We start from the raw sequence: 15,417 nt of genomic DNA on the forward strand, positions 1-15,417 counted from the left end.
TACTCTGCTTCTTTAAGCTGTTTAGCTAGTGCTTTAGCTTCGCTGTTATTTAGCTCGTACGCTTTGGCTAACCAGTTATCAGCTTCTTGCTGATCTTGTTCTACCAAATGTCCGTCTAGGTAGACTTTGCCTAAGACTAACGCACTTGGGGAAAAATCGACTTTAGTACTCTTTTTCAGCAGGGTGATCCCTTTATCGATATCTTGATAATCGGTGTTTTGCAGGTACATTACTCCCGCTTTGTATTGAGCTGTGGTATTACCAAATTTTGCTGCACGTCGAAACCATTTCAATGCTTGCTTGATATCTTTCTCTGTGCCGTAGCCGGAATAATATAGCTCACCTAAGGTTGCCATCGCATCAGAGTGACCACGTTTGGTTAAGATTTTATAGGCGTCAAAATAGTCTTTACATTCAGCCGTATTACAAGCTTCTAAGCCTGTTGCATAGCTGGATGGCAGTGCAAGTAACAGTGCTGTAAATAGCGTGAGTTGTTTGATTTTCCGTATCATGGTTGATCCTTTTTTATTGAGTAAATTCAACCCGCAGAGCCTTGGTTAAGGCCCTGCGTACAACTAGTTGATGTGGGTTGTTTATCTAGGATTTAAATTGCGCCGCCCCAGCCAGAGAGCATGAAATCTCTTATTCGTTCGCCATCTCCTTCACTAGAGCAGGCCCAGAGATCAGAACAGGTTCTGCCAGCGATATTTGAGCCAGTGCCTGACTCAGTATCTGGACGAGTACGATTTAATCGTGCAATTTCATCATCGAAATAGGCGGTGTAATCGGGTGCAGTAACAATGATCACCTCCATTTCACCGACAGGGCTGGCGTATTCCTTAGAGACTGGCGCTTCGTCATCGACCAGTGCAAACAGTGTTGGTAGGGCTAAATTATGTGATTGCGGGTTTAGGCGTAGGGCTTTAGCAAACTTCATTGCCTCAATATTATTAAGTTGGTAGGCATTTGATAGCCACTTATCGGCGAGTTCGAGATCTTGTTTGATCAAATGACTCTGTAAGTAAAGTTTGCCTAATAGGAATGCACTTGGCGAAAAGGATACTTTAGTACTTTTTTCAAGCAGACTAAGGCCTTTGTCGATATCTTGATAGTCAGATTGCTGTAGATACATGACTCCAGCTTTATACTGGGCGGTAGTATTACCGAATTTTGCTGCACGTCGAAACCACTTAAATGCCTTATCCAGATCTTTTTCAGTACCATAACCGACGTAATAAAGTTCGCCTAAGGTTGCCATTGCATCTGAATGTCCGCGCTTGGTCAATATCGTGTAGGCCTCAAAGTACTCTTTACACAAAAGGGTATCGCAAGCTTCTAAATTGATACTGTAACTTACCTGAGAGTTAAGCATGAGCGTAATGAATAATAACAGTCGTGCGATGGTGCCCTTCATAAACCGAATCCTTGGATAATGTTAATATCTATTACTAACAGTTACATTTAATTAACTCCATAGCACTTTAGTGCTATTCTCTGTTGTTAAGTTTTTGTTATGAATGGTTAATATTAGGTTAATTTGCACTCTGAATGCTCACTATAGCTTTGGTGCCAATGGTCATAAAAGCGACACAATAGGAGAACTGACTACTCGCAGTTTTACGTATTAATATCGAAATCTGCCCTATGGCATCTGTTGTAAATTACTTAACTGGATTTTATATTCGATGGAACAAGTTGACGTTGTTGTAGTTGGGGCTGGGGTTATAGGTTTAGCTATCGCAGCTAAGTTAAGTCAGTGCTACCCCAATTTACTGGTCGTTGATCGCCACACAAATATTGGCGGTGAAATAAGCAGTCGCAATAGTGAAGTGATCCATGCTGGACTCTATTATCCTAGCGATAGCTTAAAAGCCAAGTTATGTGTTCAGGGTCAGCACCTTTTGTACCAACACTGTCGAGAGTGGCAGGTACCCTGTCGTCGAGCGGGAAAACTGATTATCGCTAATGGGGCAGCGCAGACGTTGGCATTGCATAAACTTGCTAGGCAGGCCAAGGATAACGGTGTTACCAACTTAGCATTGCTGACTAAGGTTCAAGCTGCTGCGCTTGCTCCTCATATTCGTGCGAGTGAAGCTCTCTATTCTGCCTCTACAGGTATTATTGATAGCCATAACTATATGTTAAGCCTGATGGCAAAAACTGAACGCCAAGGCGGTAACTTTGTTGGGCTCACGGAGTTTGTTGGAGCCGAGAGAGTGCATGATGGCTTTATTTTACGACTAGAAAATAGTGGTGAAACCATGCGCCTTAAAACACGTTACCTTATTAACAGCGCTGGACTTCACTGTGTGGATATCGCACAGCGAATAGAGGGGCTCAACCGTAAAGATATTCCGCAATTGCATTGGTGCAAAGGACACTACTTCTCATACAGGGGTCGTCATCCCTTTTCGCATCTGGTTTATCCTATGCCTGAGCTTAACACCACAGGCCTTGGTGTGCATGCAACGCTTGATATGGCTGGGCAATTAAAGTTTGGACCAGATACGCTTTATATTTCCCAGCATCATAGTGCCGATTATACGGTTCCAGAAGCCTTAAGAGAGACGTTCTATCAAGCGATAATCAACTATTTCCCTAAGGTTGAATTGGAACGGTTACAGCCAGCCTATGCGGGTATTCGGCCTAAATTACAGGGGCCAAGTAGTGGATTTGCAGACTTTAATATTCAATTACCTGGGACGCACCATATTCCAGGCTTAGTGAACTTATTTGGCATTGAGTCACCAGGATTGACAGCAAGCTTGGCTATTGCTGAGTATGTTGCGAATGAATTGCTTGAGTGAACATCACACTTAGCAAAATACAAACGCGCCACTAGCCAGCATTAGGTGATTATTTGATAACGGAGAAAGCCACTTGTAGCTGATTACTATTGTTGGGCAGCGCTTGCGTAAACTATCTCGCCATCGACACGCTATTTTTTGTGGCTGTTGCTCAATATGCATGAGCTTGAAGCGAAGTTGATGGTAATAGATAATGCCTAAGCGCTTCAGCGTGAGTTTTTTTGTTGGGTTGACCGATAGCCCTTTAAAGTAAAAGCTTGTCTGTCGCCTTCTTCGTACCTCTGTATAGAAATAGTGCTTATCTATCTCGCCGTGTTGATACATGAGTACGATTGATTTGAGTATACCTAATGCTTGCAGCGTTCTTGATATTCTATGGCCAACACCGGGTAACCTAATTCTCTCAACTGATTCCCCATAACGCTCTGCGTGTTTTCTATCGGCGGGTGATAGCGGATCGTAAATAATGGTCAGCGGTGTTGAGCAGTTTGCTGCATCTTTTCGCTCTGTAGTCGCAGGATGCTGCTTATTTGCCGAAATGACTTTAATATCCCATGGCGCCAACGTTGGATTATAAGTGCTAAGAGGCATTAACAGGAGTGCGCCATCAAGGCCTAGTGTGTCGGCATACAAAGATGCTGCATAACCGCCACGGCTGATACCGTAGCCTAAACGTTTAGGGAACTGTGCTAGATGTATTGCAAGCGTATTAATGAATTCAGCAAACAGGGGGGAGTCGAAATAGTTATCAGCACCAATGTGGTTACAGGCGATGACATTGATCTGTTGTTTGGTGAAAAAATCAAAGCTCCATGCACTTTTACCCGCATCGATGTTTTCCTGAGTTAAATACTGGCATCCAGGTGGGAAAGTGATCATCACAGGACTAGACATATTGAAGAGGTAGTACTGAACGAAGATATCATCCACTTTCATGCAAACTTCTTGATTCAATTGCAACACAGAGCGACTCCACGGTGAAAGCTGGTATGTGTTATTACAACACCTACACTTATCTGGCTCGCGGCTGAGTTTATTCAGTAACGTGAAAAGGTAACCTATAAAAATGGCATTATGTGAGCCAGCACAGATTAAACCTTCATTGTTTAAGTGACTGTATCTATTTTGTTTGTTTGCAGTTTTATGGGTGTTGTGGTCGTTGAAGGGAGTTGTAGGTTATGTGTGATCTGGGGGCTGGAAACAAAAAGGGAGCCTAAAGGCTCCCTTTTAAAATCGATAGGCTAATTAGCCATTATCTTTTGGCGCGCCACCTTTACGGTGTGGCTTTCTGTCACCCGCTGGACGACGATCGCCAGATGGCTTGCGACGACGTGGTGGACGGCTATCGTCACCACTGCTTGCTGGTAATTCTGTACCGGCTTCACGGATGTTTAACGGCTTGCCACATACACGTACTTTCTTAAGGTGCTGAAGCACATCTTTTGGCATTCCATCAGGAAGATCAATCGCAGTCATTGAATCAAATAATTGAATTTGACCGATATAACGGCTGTCAATATTCGCTTCGTTTGCGACGGCACCAACAATGTTACCTACACCAACACCGTGATCACGACCCACATCGATGACATAACGACACATCTTAACGTCTGGATGATCTTTAAGTGTATCGGCCTTACCTAGGTTAGTAGGTGTCGGGCGAGAATCACGACGGTTACGTTCGCGCGGAGCACGATCACCACGTTCACGGCTGCTACGGTCATCGCGGCTATCGCGTTGACGTTCGTTAATCGCAGGTAATTGTAGCGGACGATCTTTCTGAACTTGCTGCAATAAGGCCGCTGCAAGCACGTCGGTATCGACTTCTAATTCTTGGCATAGTTGTGCAACTGCACCTTTCATGAAGTCTAAAGAGTCTTTAGCAATCACTTCGCCAATTTGCTCACCTAAGCGAGAAAGACGACGTTCAGTCACAGTCTCTGGGCTTGGTACGTCCATTGGTGAGATGCGGCTATTGGTTGCACGTTCGATAGTGCGTAGCATACGCATCTCTCTATGTGTCACGAAGAGTATCGCCATACCAGTACGGCCAGCACGACCAGTACGACCAATACGGTGAACGTAAGCTTCTGTATCGTATGGAATATCGTAGTTAACTACGTGTCCAATACGCTCAACGTCAAGACCACGAGCGGCAACGTCTGTTGCAATGATAATATCTAGCTTGCCACGCTTAAGTTGATCAACCGCACGTTCACGAGCTTGTTGATTCATATCACCATGCAATGGTGATGAAGCGTAACCGCGAGCTTCTAATTTTTCAGCTAGCTCAACACAACTGTTACGAGTACGAACGAAGATGATAATACCTTCGGTCTTCTCAACTTCTAGCACACGTACAAGTGCTTCAAGTTTGTTGTGTTGCGATACTTGTACAAAACGCTGTTCAATGGTTTCAACTGTGGTAGTCGTTGCAGCGATTTTAACGTGTACAGGCTCAGACAAATATTTGTTAGCAACACGCTTAATTTGCTCAGGCATAGTGGCTGAGAATAATGCGAGTTGGCGTTGCTTAGGCGTGTGTTCAAGGATCCATTCGATATCATCGATGAAGCCCATTTTTAGCATCTCATCAGCTTCATCAAGTACCATTGCTTTTAGCGACTCTAATTTAAGAGTGCCACGACGCATGTGGTCCATAACTCGGCCAGGTGTACCAACAATGATCTGTGGTCCACGACGCAACGCGTTAAGTTGTTGATGCATGCTCTGGCCGCCGTAAATTGGCAGTACATGCATTCCTTTCATGAATTTAGAGTAGCTACCAAATGCTTCTGCAACCTGAACAGCAAGTTCACGAGTCGGAGCCAATACCAAGATTTGTGGCGTATTTGAGGTAGGGTCGATAGCATTTAAAAGTGGTAGTGCAAAAGCACCGGTTTTACCGGTACCTGTTTGCGCTTGACCCAAAATGTCTTTACCGGCCATAAGAGGGTCGATACTAGCAGATTGAATTGGCGTTGGTTTTTCATAACCAAGCTCGTCAAGAGCACGCAACAAAGGCTCGGCAAGGCCGAGTTCGCGGAAAGTTTTTTCACTGGATGACATGGGTTGTAGCCTTGTGGTGTAACAAAGTGCAGAGACTGCACCTAAAGATTTTATAAGACAGAAAATCAACCCCGTGTCGACTTCCCGCACCGAAAACGAATCAGTAAGCCGATTATTATAGCAAGATGTTATATATTTTACCATACCAATAACTAGTATTTGGCATTAAAGGCTTCTGTTTATGAGTTAAAATCATTATTAAACATAGTGTTAAGTATTTCAAAAAACACAGAGAATCTAGTCAATTAAGTTATTTCTTTAGAAGATAACTATCAATTATTAGCAGTTCATAAGCGGATTCAGCGACAGCCGCTAGAAAATTGTAATCTAACTTATTTGCACTATCAGTTGGTTGGTGATAGTCGGCATGGGGAGGGACGCCAAAATAGAGCCAGGGGATTTGAGCTTGATGGAAGGGATAGTGATCTGATGCTCTTAGCCAGTCAACTCTTTGAGTCGTGCGTCCAGCTTCTGGTGGATGATTGGCCCGCACACATAGGCCAACTGTTTGTTCGAGCCGTTGTTGTATGGCGTCAAACTGAGTAAAGTTTCTGCGCCCCTCTACATAGATAGAATATGGTCTGCCTGGGTGACCCACCATATCAAGGTTAACCGTTAACTCTATTTGCGTACTATTAGGGTTACTTTGTTCAAGTTTTAATTGGTCCACCAATGCTTTGCCACCAAACAGGCCGGGCTCTTCGGCATCTGTGGCGACAAATAGGATATTGACGGGGCGCGGTTGTGTACTCGCGTGGGCGGCCATGGCGAGCATCGCAGCAATCCCTGAGGCATTGTCATCGGCACCAGGGTAGAGCCGCGACCCCTTTTTACCTAAATGGTCATAGTGAGCCACAACTACTCGCCAATCCTGTGTGGTTTGTGTTGCGTTGAGTACGCCAATAATATTTACCCCTTGGCGTGTATCAAATTGATAATCATATTCAAATGGGTGCTGATAGGTATTGTTCCATGGTTGTAGGCCGATAGATTGCATGCGCGAGATTAGAAATTGCCGTGTCAATTCGGCCCCTTGGGTACCGGTTTTTCTGCCTTCAAATTTTGCTGAACTTAAGAGTGTTACATCTTGCTGTAGTGGTGAGTGCTGACTCCAAGTGAGTTCAAATAGGCGCTTGCAGCTTGGTCCGTTGCTAGTGCAGCCATTAAGCAGTATGAGCAGTGCCACTGTAAAGACGTGGATAGGAAGTCTTATTCGACATACCAATGAGTGAAAACGGGTCAATGTCATGGCGATAATGGTTAAGGGGACTTAATGGATAACCTAGCGTGAGTTGTGCGATAAAGCGAGAAAAAGCCCGCACCTTACGTAAAAGGGCGGGCTTATTGAGTTTAGGTGTCTGTTAATAATGGTTTTAAGAAGCGTGCCGTATGCGAGTCGGGATGTTCTGCAACGTGTTCTGGTGTGCCCGTAACCAAGATGGTGCCGCCACCTGAGCCACCTTCAGGCCCAAGGTCAACAATCCAGTCGGCAGTTTTGATCACATCTAAGTTGTGCTCAATGACCACGATAGTGTTGCCATGAGCCTTTAAGCGATGGAGCACATCAAGCAAGAGTTGAATATCGGCAAAGTGTAAGCCGGTTGTTGGCTCATCTAAGATATACAGTGTCTTGCCTGTATCGCGTTTAGACAGCTCTTTGGCTAATTTGACCCGCTGTGCTTCACCGCCTGAAAGCGTGGTGGCACTCTGGCCTAGGCCGATATAGGAAAGGCCGACTTCCATCAGGGTTTGCAGTTTACGCGCAATGGCAGGCACGGCGTCGAAAAATTCGCGCGCCTCCTCCACAGTCATATCTAGCACTTCATGGATGTTTTTGCCTTTGTAGCGCACCTCTAATGTTTCGCGGTTATAGCGCTTACTTTTACAGCTATCGCAAGGCACATACACATCGGGTAGGAAATGCATCTCTACTTTGATTAAGCCATCGCCCTGGCATGCCTCACAGCGCCCGCCTTTGACGTTGAAAGAGAATCTTCCTGGCTTATAGCCTCGGGTTCTCGACTCTTGAGTCGCGGCGAACAACTCGCGGATTGGGGTAAAGATACCCGTATAAGTCGCTGGGTTTGAGCGTGGTGTGCGGCCAATAGGGCTTTGATCGATATCGACCACCTTATCGCAGTGTTCCATTCCCTCTATCCGTTTATAAGGCGCGGGTTCATCGACCGTTGCACCGTTAAGTAAGCGGTGGGCTATCTTGTAAAAGGTGTCGTTGATTAACGTTGACTTACCTGAACCAGACACACCGGTAACGCACGTAAATAGACCGACTGGAATGGTCAAATCGACATTTTTTAGGTTATTGCCCGTGGCGCCATAGAGTTCAATGACCTGTTTAGGATCGAACTCGGCCCGAGTTTCGCTAATATGGATCTGCTTGGTGCCGGAAATGTATTGACCCGTTATCGAGTCTTTACAGCTGATGATGTCGTTAAGCGTACCATCGCAGATCACCTCGCCACCATGCACACCAGCCCCAGGGCCGATATCGATAATGTGATCAGCCATACGGATCGCATCTTCATCATGTTCAACCACGATGACTGTATTACCGAGATCCCGCAGGTGGATAAGCGTTTGCAGTAATCGCTCGTTATCTCGTTGATGCAGACCAATAGAGGGTTCGTCAAGGACATACATCACCCCCACAAGCCCAGCACCAATCTGACTTGCCAAGCGAATACGCTGTGCTTCACCGCCTGATAAGGTATCGGCAGAGCGAGAAAGGCTCAAATAGTTAAGACCTACATTGACTAAGAAACCAAGACGATCGCGCACCTCTTTTAAGATCTTTTCAGCGATCTGTGCACGTTGTCCTGTTAGGGACAGCTGCTCAAAGTGGGTCATCGCTTCGCCAATTGACCATTCGGTGAGCATTGGCAACGTGAGATCGTCGATAAAGACATTGCGCGCTTCTTCCCGCAGGCGTGAGCCGCCACAACTATTGCACGATTGGGTATTAATATATTTGGCTAGCTCTTCGCGCACAGAGTTAGATTCTGTTTCCCGATAGCGTCTGTCCATATTGTTCAATATCCCTTCAAAGGGATGGTTACGCACCACGACATCGCCGCGATCGTTGATGTACTTAAAGGCGATGCTCTCCTTGCCTGAGCCGTGAAGTACAATTTTACGCACTTTATCACTAAGTTGTTCGTAGGGGGCTTCCACATCAAATTTATAATGTTCTGCCAATGAGCTGAGCATCTGGAAGTAGTAAAAGTTACGTCGGTCCCAACCGCGTATTGCACCGCCAGCTAACGACAACTCAGTGTTGGTGATCACCCTGTCGGCATCAAAAAATTGCTGTACGCCTAGACCATCACAGGTGGGACAAGCACCTGCTGGATTGTTAAAAGAGAAGATGCGCGGCTCAAGCTCTGCCATCGAATACCCACAATGAGGGCAGGCAAAGTTAGCTGAAAACAGCAGTTCCTCGGTGTCTCCATCCATCGATGCAACGGTGGCAATACCGCCGGAGAGTTCTAACGCGGTTTCGAAAGATTCTGCCAAGCGCTGCTGAATATCGTCACGGACTTTAAAACGGTCGACCACAACTTCGATGGTGTGTTTTACATGCAGCTCAAGGGTTGGCGGATCTGATAGGTCGCAAACCTCGCCATCGATACGAGCGCGAATAAAGCCTTGAGCCGAGAGGCTGTCTAGCAGTTTGACATGCTCACCTTTACGGTCGTTGATCACTGGTGCTAACAGCATTAATCGGCTGCCTTCTGGCATCTCCAGCACTTTGTCGACCATCTGGCTAATCGTTTGCGCAGCCAGCGGCAGATTGTGGGTCGGGCATCGGGGTTCACCGACACGGGCAAACAACAGCCTCAAGTAGTCGTAAATTTCTGTAATCGTACCCACGGTTGAGCGGGGATTATGTGAGGTAGACTTTTGCTCAATTGAAATAGCCGGGCTTAGACCCTCAATGTGATCCACATCAGGCTTTTCCATTAAGCTCAAAAACTGACGCGCATAGGCCGAGAGAGATTCAACATAACGGCGCTGACCCTCTGCATACAGGGTATCGAACGCGAGTGAGGATTTGCCTGAACCTGACAGACCAGTGATAACAATCAGCTTGTCTCTTGGGATTGTCAGGTTGATGTTTTTTAGGTTGTGGGTGCGCGCCCCACGAACTTCAATCTTGTCCATCTGTCTCTCTGATAGTCTAGGGTCTGTTTATGTCGCAGGCTTATCTACTGTCTAACGTTATTGCACTTTTTGATTTGTTTAACAAGCCACCAAATCGGTGCAGAATGAAACAGTAAAGCTCAACAGCCACCAATGAAAAAAGAGACTGATTATCGCATAAAAATTGAAGTAGGTCATAGAAAAGCGACGCGTAACGTGTTGACTACTGACATCTGGCTACTCACTGGAAGATATCGCTAATCTCGCATTGTTATCGCATCTTTAGCTTTTTCTTTTTGAGCTGAATCGAATCTTCGTGATAACATGCGCGACTTATTTATGAATTATGATCAGGGCGAAAAATGGCCAATAATGGACTGTCTAAGACTGAGAAAAAAGTCGCGTTTTCGTTAGCCAGTGTATTCGGTTTGCGCATGATGGGCTTGTTTATGATCATGCCCGTGTTTGCGCTTTATGGGCAACACTTAGAGGGATTCTCGCCATTATGGGTGGGGATTGCGATTGGTGCATATGGACTGACGCAAGCCGTATTACAGATTCCGATGGGGATTTTGTCTGATAAGTATGGTCGCAAGCCTATTATCCTTTTGGGTCTGCTGATGTTTGCCTTTGGTAGCATTGTGGCCGCAACGGCCGACTCTATTTATGGCGTGGTGGCTGGACGTGCGCTGCAGGGCATGGGAGCCATTGCTGCAGCCGTATTGGCATTAGCCGCTGATTTAACCCGTGATGAGCAGCGTACTAAAGTGATGGCAATCATTGGTATGTGTATCGGTTTCTCCTTTGCCTTGTCGTTGCTTGTGGGTCCTATTGTCGCGCAGCATCTTGGTTTGTCTGGCTTATTTGCCATGACTGCAGGGCTGGCGTTACTGGGCATGTTGATTGTGCAATTACTGGTACCCACCCCGATTTCTCAGGCGCCTAAAGGCGATACTGTTGCCGCGCCAGCCAAGTTGAAAGCGATGATTCGCGATCCACAACTGTTTCGTCTCGACGCCGGTATCTTTATTCTTCACTTAGTCCTCACGGCAGTGTTTGTTGCGCTGCCACTGGATTTAGTCGATGCCGGACTGGTTAAAGAGAAACATTGGATGCTCTATTTCCCCGCATTTATGGGGGCGTTTTTCTTAATGGTGCCATTGATAATCATCGGCGTGAAAAAGAAAAATACCAAGGCCACATTCCAAGTGGCGCTGCTGATTATGATGGCTGCACTCGCCACGATGGCAGTGTATGCCGATAACTTAATCATGCTGAGCATTGCTGTGGTGCTGTTTTTTACTGGCTTTAATTACCTTGAGGCATCGCTACCCAGTCTTATTGCTAAGTTTTGCCCGGTAGGTGACAAAGGCTCTGCGATGGGCGTTTATTCTACGAGTCAATTTTTAGGGGCTTTTTGTGGTGGTTTGCTCGGTGGTGGAGCGTACCAATTATTAGGTGCTGTGGGTGTGTTTGCAGTGGCTTTAGGTTTGATGTTTGTCTGGTTACTGTTAACGCTTGGTATGAAAAATCCAGTGCTGTTAAAGAGCTACACTTTAGAGGCTGCGGTTGAAGGGAGAGAGCAGGCGCGCGCCATGGCTACAGCACTCTCTAAGTTAACAGGGGTGGCGGAGGCCATTGTGGTACTTGAAGAGAAGGTGGCTTATTTAAAAGTAGATGAGCATTTCGATTTGAGAGAAGCGCGAGCTGTGTTAGGCTCTGTCAATTAACTGTTTGGGCCTTGAGTTTAGTGCTCGCCTAAGACAGAATTTGTATTTAGATTTGTAAGAATATCGCAGGAGATTTCAATGGCCAGTCGTGGTGTCAATAAGGTAATTTTGGTCGGTAACTTAGGGAAAGACCCTGAAGTACGCTACATGCCAAATGGCAATGCCGTAGCCAACTTTACAGTGGCGACCAGTGAGTCTTGGAAAGACCAACAAGGTCAAATGCAAGAGCGTACAGAGTGGCACAACATTGTAATGTATCGTCGCCTTGCCGAAGTGGCTGGTGAGTACTTAAAGAAAGGCTCAAAAGTTTATCTTGAAGGCAAACTGCAAACCAGTAAGTGGCAAGATCAGCAAACTGGTCAAGATCGCTACAAGACTGAGATTAACGCTAGTGAAATGCAGATGCTAGATAGCCGTGGTCAAGGTGGACAGCAACAAGGTGGTACGGGTCAAAGTGCTGGTGGTTATGCCCCGCAGCAAAACCAATATACACCACAGCAGCAAAGTGCCCCAGCTGCCAGACAGCAGCCAGCAGCTCAACCTACGGCGCCACAACCTGCTGCAACACAGCAAGGTTACGGAGCTCCGCAGCAAACAGCACCTCAGCAAGGGGGTTACGCACCACAACAGCAAGCAGCTCCCGCTTATGCGCCTAAGCCGCAAGCTGCACCGCAGCAAGCACCGCAACAGCGTCCTGCTCCTCAGCCACAACAAAATTTCACTCCAGATTTGGATGATGGTTGGGATGATGATATCCCGTTCTAGCAGACGGTTTATTGAGATCACGAAAGGCCTGCTTAACAGCAGGCCTTTTTGTTTTGCGAATACAATTCCAAACAGATTGTTATAAACAACTTTGACCTACCCAAAAGTATTACTCCTTTTTTCTATACTTACTTCGCGCCAAGATTCACTTAGGTTCTTAACTGCCAAATAGGTGCAATTGCTGATAGCTTAGTTTCACTGAAATATGTGGCTAAGGACTTGTCTGTTATCACCTATTTTTCGGCTATAAACGGTATTAACAAGTCATTGATTATAAGTGGTGCAATTTTATGTGGTGGAAGGGTGTGGCTTTACTTATCGTTAGTTACTTTTTTGTACCGCCATTGAGTGCTGAAGATAAAGATATCGATATCAGTGGGTTAGTGATTGATAGGACGTTAACTCGATTCGGTAAAGATTTTGGCTTTTACTATTCTAGCTACTGGCGTGATCTGCCTTTTACCCAAGGTTTTAATGTGACCTTATATGAAACCGTTTTCCCCCAAGCGGGGACCTTACTGACTATAGATGTCAATGGTGTAACTATTTATAAAACACATTTTGGACGAAGAGCCAGCCCAATAAAGGAGAGGGCTGAGCAGGCTATTTTGCTCACGATTGATCATCTCGCTCAGGTTCGAGCAAATGCGATTACTGGCGAGCTAGCTGACGGAACAGATGGATATTAGGAAAGTAAAAATGAAAAACAGGATGTTACTTATTGCGGCATGGCTTTTGGCGAGTTCTACTCAGGCGACTGAGTTGGTTTATACACCGATTAACCCGAGTTTTGGCGGTTCGCCTTTGAATGGATCTTATTTGCTTAATAAAGCTAACGCACAAAATAATCATACGGCAGGCGACAACGAAAAAGACTTTGTTACCCGTTTTAAGGAGTCGCTGGAACGTAATATCATGAACACTATTACTCGTGGTGTGGCTAGTGGTGAAATTTCTGACGGTACTTATGATACTGGGGATTTTAGAATCGAAGTAGCCTCGATAGGTGGTGGTGTAATGTTAACAATTACCAACCTATTGACTGGTGAAGTGACTGTTATTGAAATGCCGACATACGGAGGGTAAGTGATGAAAAAGATAATCCCTTTGGCATTACTCTTGTTTTTGTCTGCTTGCAGTTTGCTCCCCAAACCAGAGCTGAATATTAGCGCGGCTCAACTTAATCCAATTAGCGACACAATGCAGTCACTGATGGCAAAGCCTGGTCCTAAGTATCCAATACCTGTAGCTGTCTATTCGTTTAGAGACCAAACAGGACAATATAAGCCTCAGCAAAATGTTAGCTCTTTTTCTACGGCCGTTACCCAAGGTGCGACATCTATGTTAGTGCAAACCTTGTTGGATTCTAAATGGTTTACCCCCGTAGAAAGGGAAGGGTTGCAAAACTTACTGACAGAGCGAAAAATAACTAAAAAACAACCGAATACAGCAAAGAATGATGAGGTTCCGCAACTGACTAATGCAAGGTTATTGTTAGAGGGAGGGATCATTAGCTATGAAACTAACATCAGCACTGGTGGCGCGGGTGTTGAGTATTATGGCATCGGAGCCTCTGAGATGTATCGTGAAGATCAAGTGACGATCTATTTGAGAGCGGTAGATGTGCATACGGGTAAGGTCATGATGTCAGTGTCCACCACCAAGCGCGTATTTTCTCAGGAGATGCGAGCAGGATTGATTCGTTTCACCAGCCTAAATCGACTTGCTGAAGCGGAAGTGGGTTTTACAACAAATGAACCGGTTCAGTTTTGTGTGTTACAAGCGATAGAGTTAGCTGTGTCTGAACTTGTTGATAAAGGTATCAGAATGGGATATTGGAACCCGATAACGTCTGATAAAAAGCTAGCTGCATCAGTTTCATCCTAAATTGAGGTTATCTATATTTTTAAGGCTAGCTAATTGACTTTTCTAGCCTTGCCTCCTTTTATATTTTATATAATATTGAATTATTGCCTTATTCCCCCTTATTTTGCAGAACTTTAGTCTGATAATTTCGGTTGTTATAGATATTTACACCTGACTTGTTGTACTAATGTTAAATCTGTTTTCGCGGAATTTATAATATTTTATTAAGCACGCGCTCACGTAACAGTGAATGAAATGATACTTAGCCTAGGTAAGGGCATTTAAATTCAGGGAGAGAATTCAATGAGTCATATCGATGAATTGGTGTTTATTCATCAAGTCGCTGCCCCTTGTCATTTGGCTATATTGGCCGATTCGATAGGGCTAAAAACGGTTGTGGTTAAAAAACCATCTGACCTGCTTATGACAAAAGAGTGCAATCGCATGTTTTTGATTGCACAAAAAGGAGCCGCATTGGATAGCAAAGGAATCCCAGTCGTCGCCTCAAGGTTACTTGCACAGGCGCCCGTTGCGCTGTATCAGGTAGAACGAAATACTTTAGAGCCAAAAGCTGCGCTGTTGTTAGGGGTCAAAGGTCTTTTGTATGCTGATCAGGGGATGGATTTACTTCTGACTGGGTTACGTAAGATGGTGGCTAATGAGCTGTGGTATGAGCGGGCACTGTTAAGTGATGCTTTTAATTATTTAGTGAAACGATTAGACAATCAAAATGAGGTTGATCAAGATACCGTTGCTATGTTGCAGATGCTAACTGGACGAGAGCGTGTAATCATTCAATTGGTGTCAAGTGGTGCAAGGAATAAAGAAATTGCTCATCAACTATGTATTAGTGAGCACACTGTGAAAGCCCATATCTCATCAATTTTCAGGAAGACACAATCACGCAATCGAGTGGAGCTGTTGAGGTGGGCACAGACTTATCAAAGCCAGTTTGAGCTGAGTTCATAAGTGAGTGAATTAAAAAAGGGAGCCAATGCTCCCTTTTCTCATATCGTATTGTA

General features: G+C 45.3%; 13 protein-coding genes. 7 read left to right on the top strand and 6 right to left on the bottom strand.

What is annotated here, in order from left to right:
• Nucleotides 1-512 (bottom strand): tetratricopeptide repeat protein (locus BEL05_RS08720; RefSeq protein WP_139151855.1); only part of this gene is annotated, 512 nt, incomplete at its 3' end.
• A gap of 92 nt (nucleotides 513-604) precedes the next feature.
• Entirely contained in the window at nucleotides 605-1,414 is an 810-nt protein-coding gene (locus tag BEL05_RS08725) for a tetratricopeptide repeat protein (RefSeq protein ID WP_069670920.1), read from the bottom strand.
• 271 nt (nucleotides 1,415-1,685) lie between these two features.
• On the opposite strand from BEL05_RS08725, the gene BEL05_RS08730 reads away from it, so the two are divergent.
• Nucleotides 1,686-2,807 carry an NAD(P)/FAD-dependent oxidoreductase gene (locus BEL05_RS08730; protein WP_069670921.1) on the top strand — a complete coding sequence of 374 codons (1,122 nt, stop codon included), beginning with the start codon at nucleotides 1,686-1,688 and terminating at the stop codon, nucleotides 2,805-2,807.
• 9 nt (nucleotides 2,808-2,816) lie between these two features.
• On the opposite strand, the gene BEL05_RS08735 is transcribed toward BEL05_RS08730, so the two are convergent.
• From BEL05_RS08735 to uvrA, 4 genes are all read right to left on the bottom strand, one after another.
• A complete protein-coding gene (locus BEL05_RS08735; protein ID WP_037428457.1) occupies nucleotides 2,817-3,770 on the bottom strand; it encodes an alpha/beta fold hydrolase in 954 nt (317 codons plus the stop codon).
• 282 nt (nucleotides 3,771-4,052) lie between these two features.
• On the bottom strand, nucleotides 4,053-5,876 hold the full coding sequence (locus BEL05_RS08740) for a DEAD/DEAH box helicase (protein ID WP_028763840.1): 1,824 nt from the start codon (nucleotides 5,874-5,876) through the stop codon (nucleotides 4,053-4,055).
• Nucleotides 5,877-6,126: 250 nt separating this feature from the next.
• The gene (locus BEL05_RS08745) at nucleotides 6,127-7,125 is read right to left on the bottom strand and encodes a M20/M25/M40 family metallo-hydrolase (protein WP_069670922.1); all 999 of its coding nucleotides are present in this window, start codon (nucleotides 7,123-7,125) and stop codon (nucleotides 6,127-6,129) included.
• Nucleotides 7,126-7,226: 101 nt separating this feature from the next.
• Entirely contained in the window at nucleotides 7,227-10,055 is a 2,829-nt protein-coding gene (uvrA, locus tag BEL05_RS08750) for an excinuclease ABC subunit UvrA (protein WP_069670923.1), read from the bottom strand.
• A gap of 341 nt (nucleotides 10,056-10,396) precedes the next feature.
• Here uvrA and BEL05_RS08755 point away from each other — a divergent pair, with 341 nt between their 5' ends.
• From BEL05_RS08755 to BEL05_RS08780, 6 genes are all read left to right on the top strand, one after another.
• Nucleotides 10,397-11,764 (top strand): MFS transporter, encoded by a 1,368-nt coding sequence (locus BEL05_RS08755; protein ID WP_069670924.1) that lies wholly within the window; start codon nucleotides 10,397-10,399, stop codon nucleotides 11,762-11,764.
• A gap of 78 nt (nucleotides 11,765-11,842) precedes the next feature.
• A complete protein-coding gene (locus BEL05_RS08760; RefSeq protein ID WP_028763836.1) occupies nucleotides 11,843-12,529 on the top strand; it encodes a single-stranded DNA-binding protein in 687 nt (228 codons plus the stop codon).
• Between the two features lie 290 nt (nucleotides 12,530-12,819).
• Entirely contained in the window at nucleotides 12,820-13,218 is a 399-nt protein-coding gene (locus BEL05_RS08765; protein WP_069670925.1) for a curli production assembly/transport protein CsgE, read from the top strand.
• Between the two features lie 10 nt (nucleotides 13,219-13,228).
• On the top strand, nucleotides 13,229-13,615 hold the full coding sequence (locus BEL05_RS08770) for a curli assembly protein CsgF (RefSeq protein WP_069670926.1): 387 nt from the start codon (nucleotides 13,229-13,231) through the stop codon (nucleotides 13,613-13,615).
• A 3-nt stretch (nucleotides 13,616-13,618) separates the two neighbouring features.
• Nucleotides 13,619-14,416, top strand: a complete 798-nt coding sequence (locus BEL05_RS08775) for a CsgG/HfaB family protein (protein WP_069670927.1) — start codon at nucleotides 13,619-13,621, stop codon at nucleotides 14,414-14,416.
• A gap of 282 nt (nucleotides 14,417-14,698) precedes the next feature.
• On the top strand, nucleotides 14,699-15,364 hold the full coding sequence (locus BEL05_RS08780) for a helix-turn-helix transcriptional regulator (RefSeq protein ID WP_069670928.1): 666 nt from the start codon (nucleotides 14,699-14,701) through the stop codon (nucleotides 15,362-15,364).
• Nucleotides 15,365-15,417 lie beyond the last annotated feature (53 nt).

Source organism: Shewanella colwelliana (assembly GCF_001735525.1).
In the GTDB taxonomy this organism is placed as follows: Bacteria; Pseudomonadota; Gammaproteobacteria; order Enterobacterales; family Shewanellaceae; genus Shewanella; species Shewanella colwelliana.

Excerpts from the sequence above, each read along its gene's own strand:
- BEL05_RS08760 (WP_028763836.1), top strand. The coding sequence starts at position 11,843 with ATGGCCAGTCGTGGTGTCAATAAGGTAATTTTGGTCGGTAACTTAGGG.
- BEL05_RS08770 (WP_069670926.1), top strand. The coding sequence starts at position 13,229 with ATGAAAAACAGGATGTTACTTATTGCGGCATGGCTTTTGGCGAGTTCT.
- BEL05_RS08730 (WP_069670921.1), top strand. The coding sequence starts at position 1,686 with ATGGAACAAGTTGACGTTGTTGTAGTTGGGGCTGGGGTTATAGGTTTA.
- uvrA (WP_069670923.1), bottom strand. The coding sequence starts at position 10,055 with ATGGACAAGATTGAAGTTCGTGGGGCGCGCACCCACAACCTAAAAAAC.
- BEL05_RS08780 (WP_069670928.1), top strand. The coding sequence starts at position 14,699 with ATGAGTCATATCGATGAATTGGTGTTTATTCATCAAGTCGCTGCCCCT.
- BEL05_RS08765 (WP_069670925.1), top strand. The coding sequence starts at position 12,820 with ATGTGGTGGAAGGGTGTGGCTTTACTTATCGTTAGTTACTTTTTTGTA.
- BEL05_RS08745 (WP_069670922.1), bottom strand. The coding sequence starts at position 7,125 with ATGACATTGACCCGTTTTCACTCATTGGTATGTCGAATAAGACTTCCT.
- BEL05_RS08740 (WP_028763840.1), bottom strand. The coding sequence starts at position 5,876 with ATGTCATCCAGTGAAAAAACTTTCCGCGAACTCGGCCTTGCCGAGCCT.
- BEL05_RS08725 (WP_069670920.1), bottom strand. The coding sequence starts at position 1,414 with ATGAAGGGCACCATCGCACGACTGTTATTATTCATTACGCTCATGCTT.
- BEL05_RS08775 (WP_069670927.1), top strand. The coding sequence starts at position 13,619 with ATGAAAAAGATAATCCCTTTGGCATTACTCTTGTTTTTGTCTGCTTGC.
- BEL05_RS08755 (WP_069670924.1), top strand. The coding sequence starts at position 10,397 with ATGGCCAATAATGGACTGTCTAAGACTGAGAAAAAAGTCGCGTTTTCG.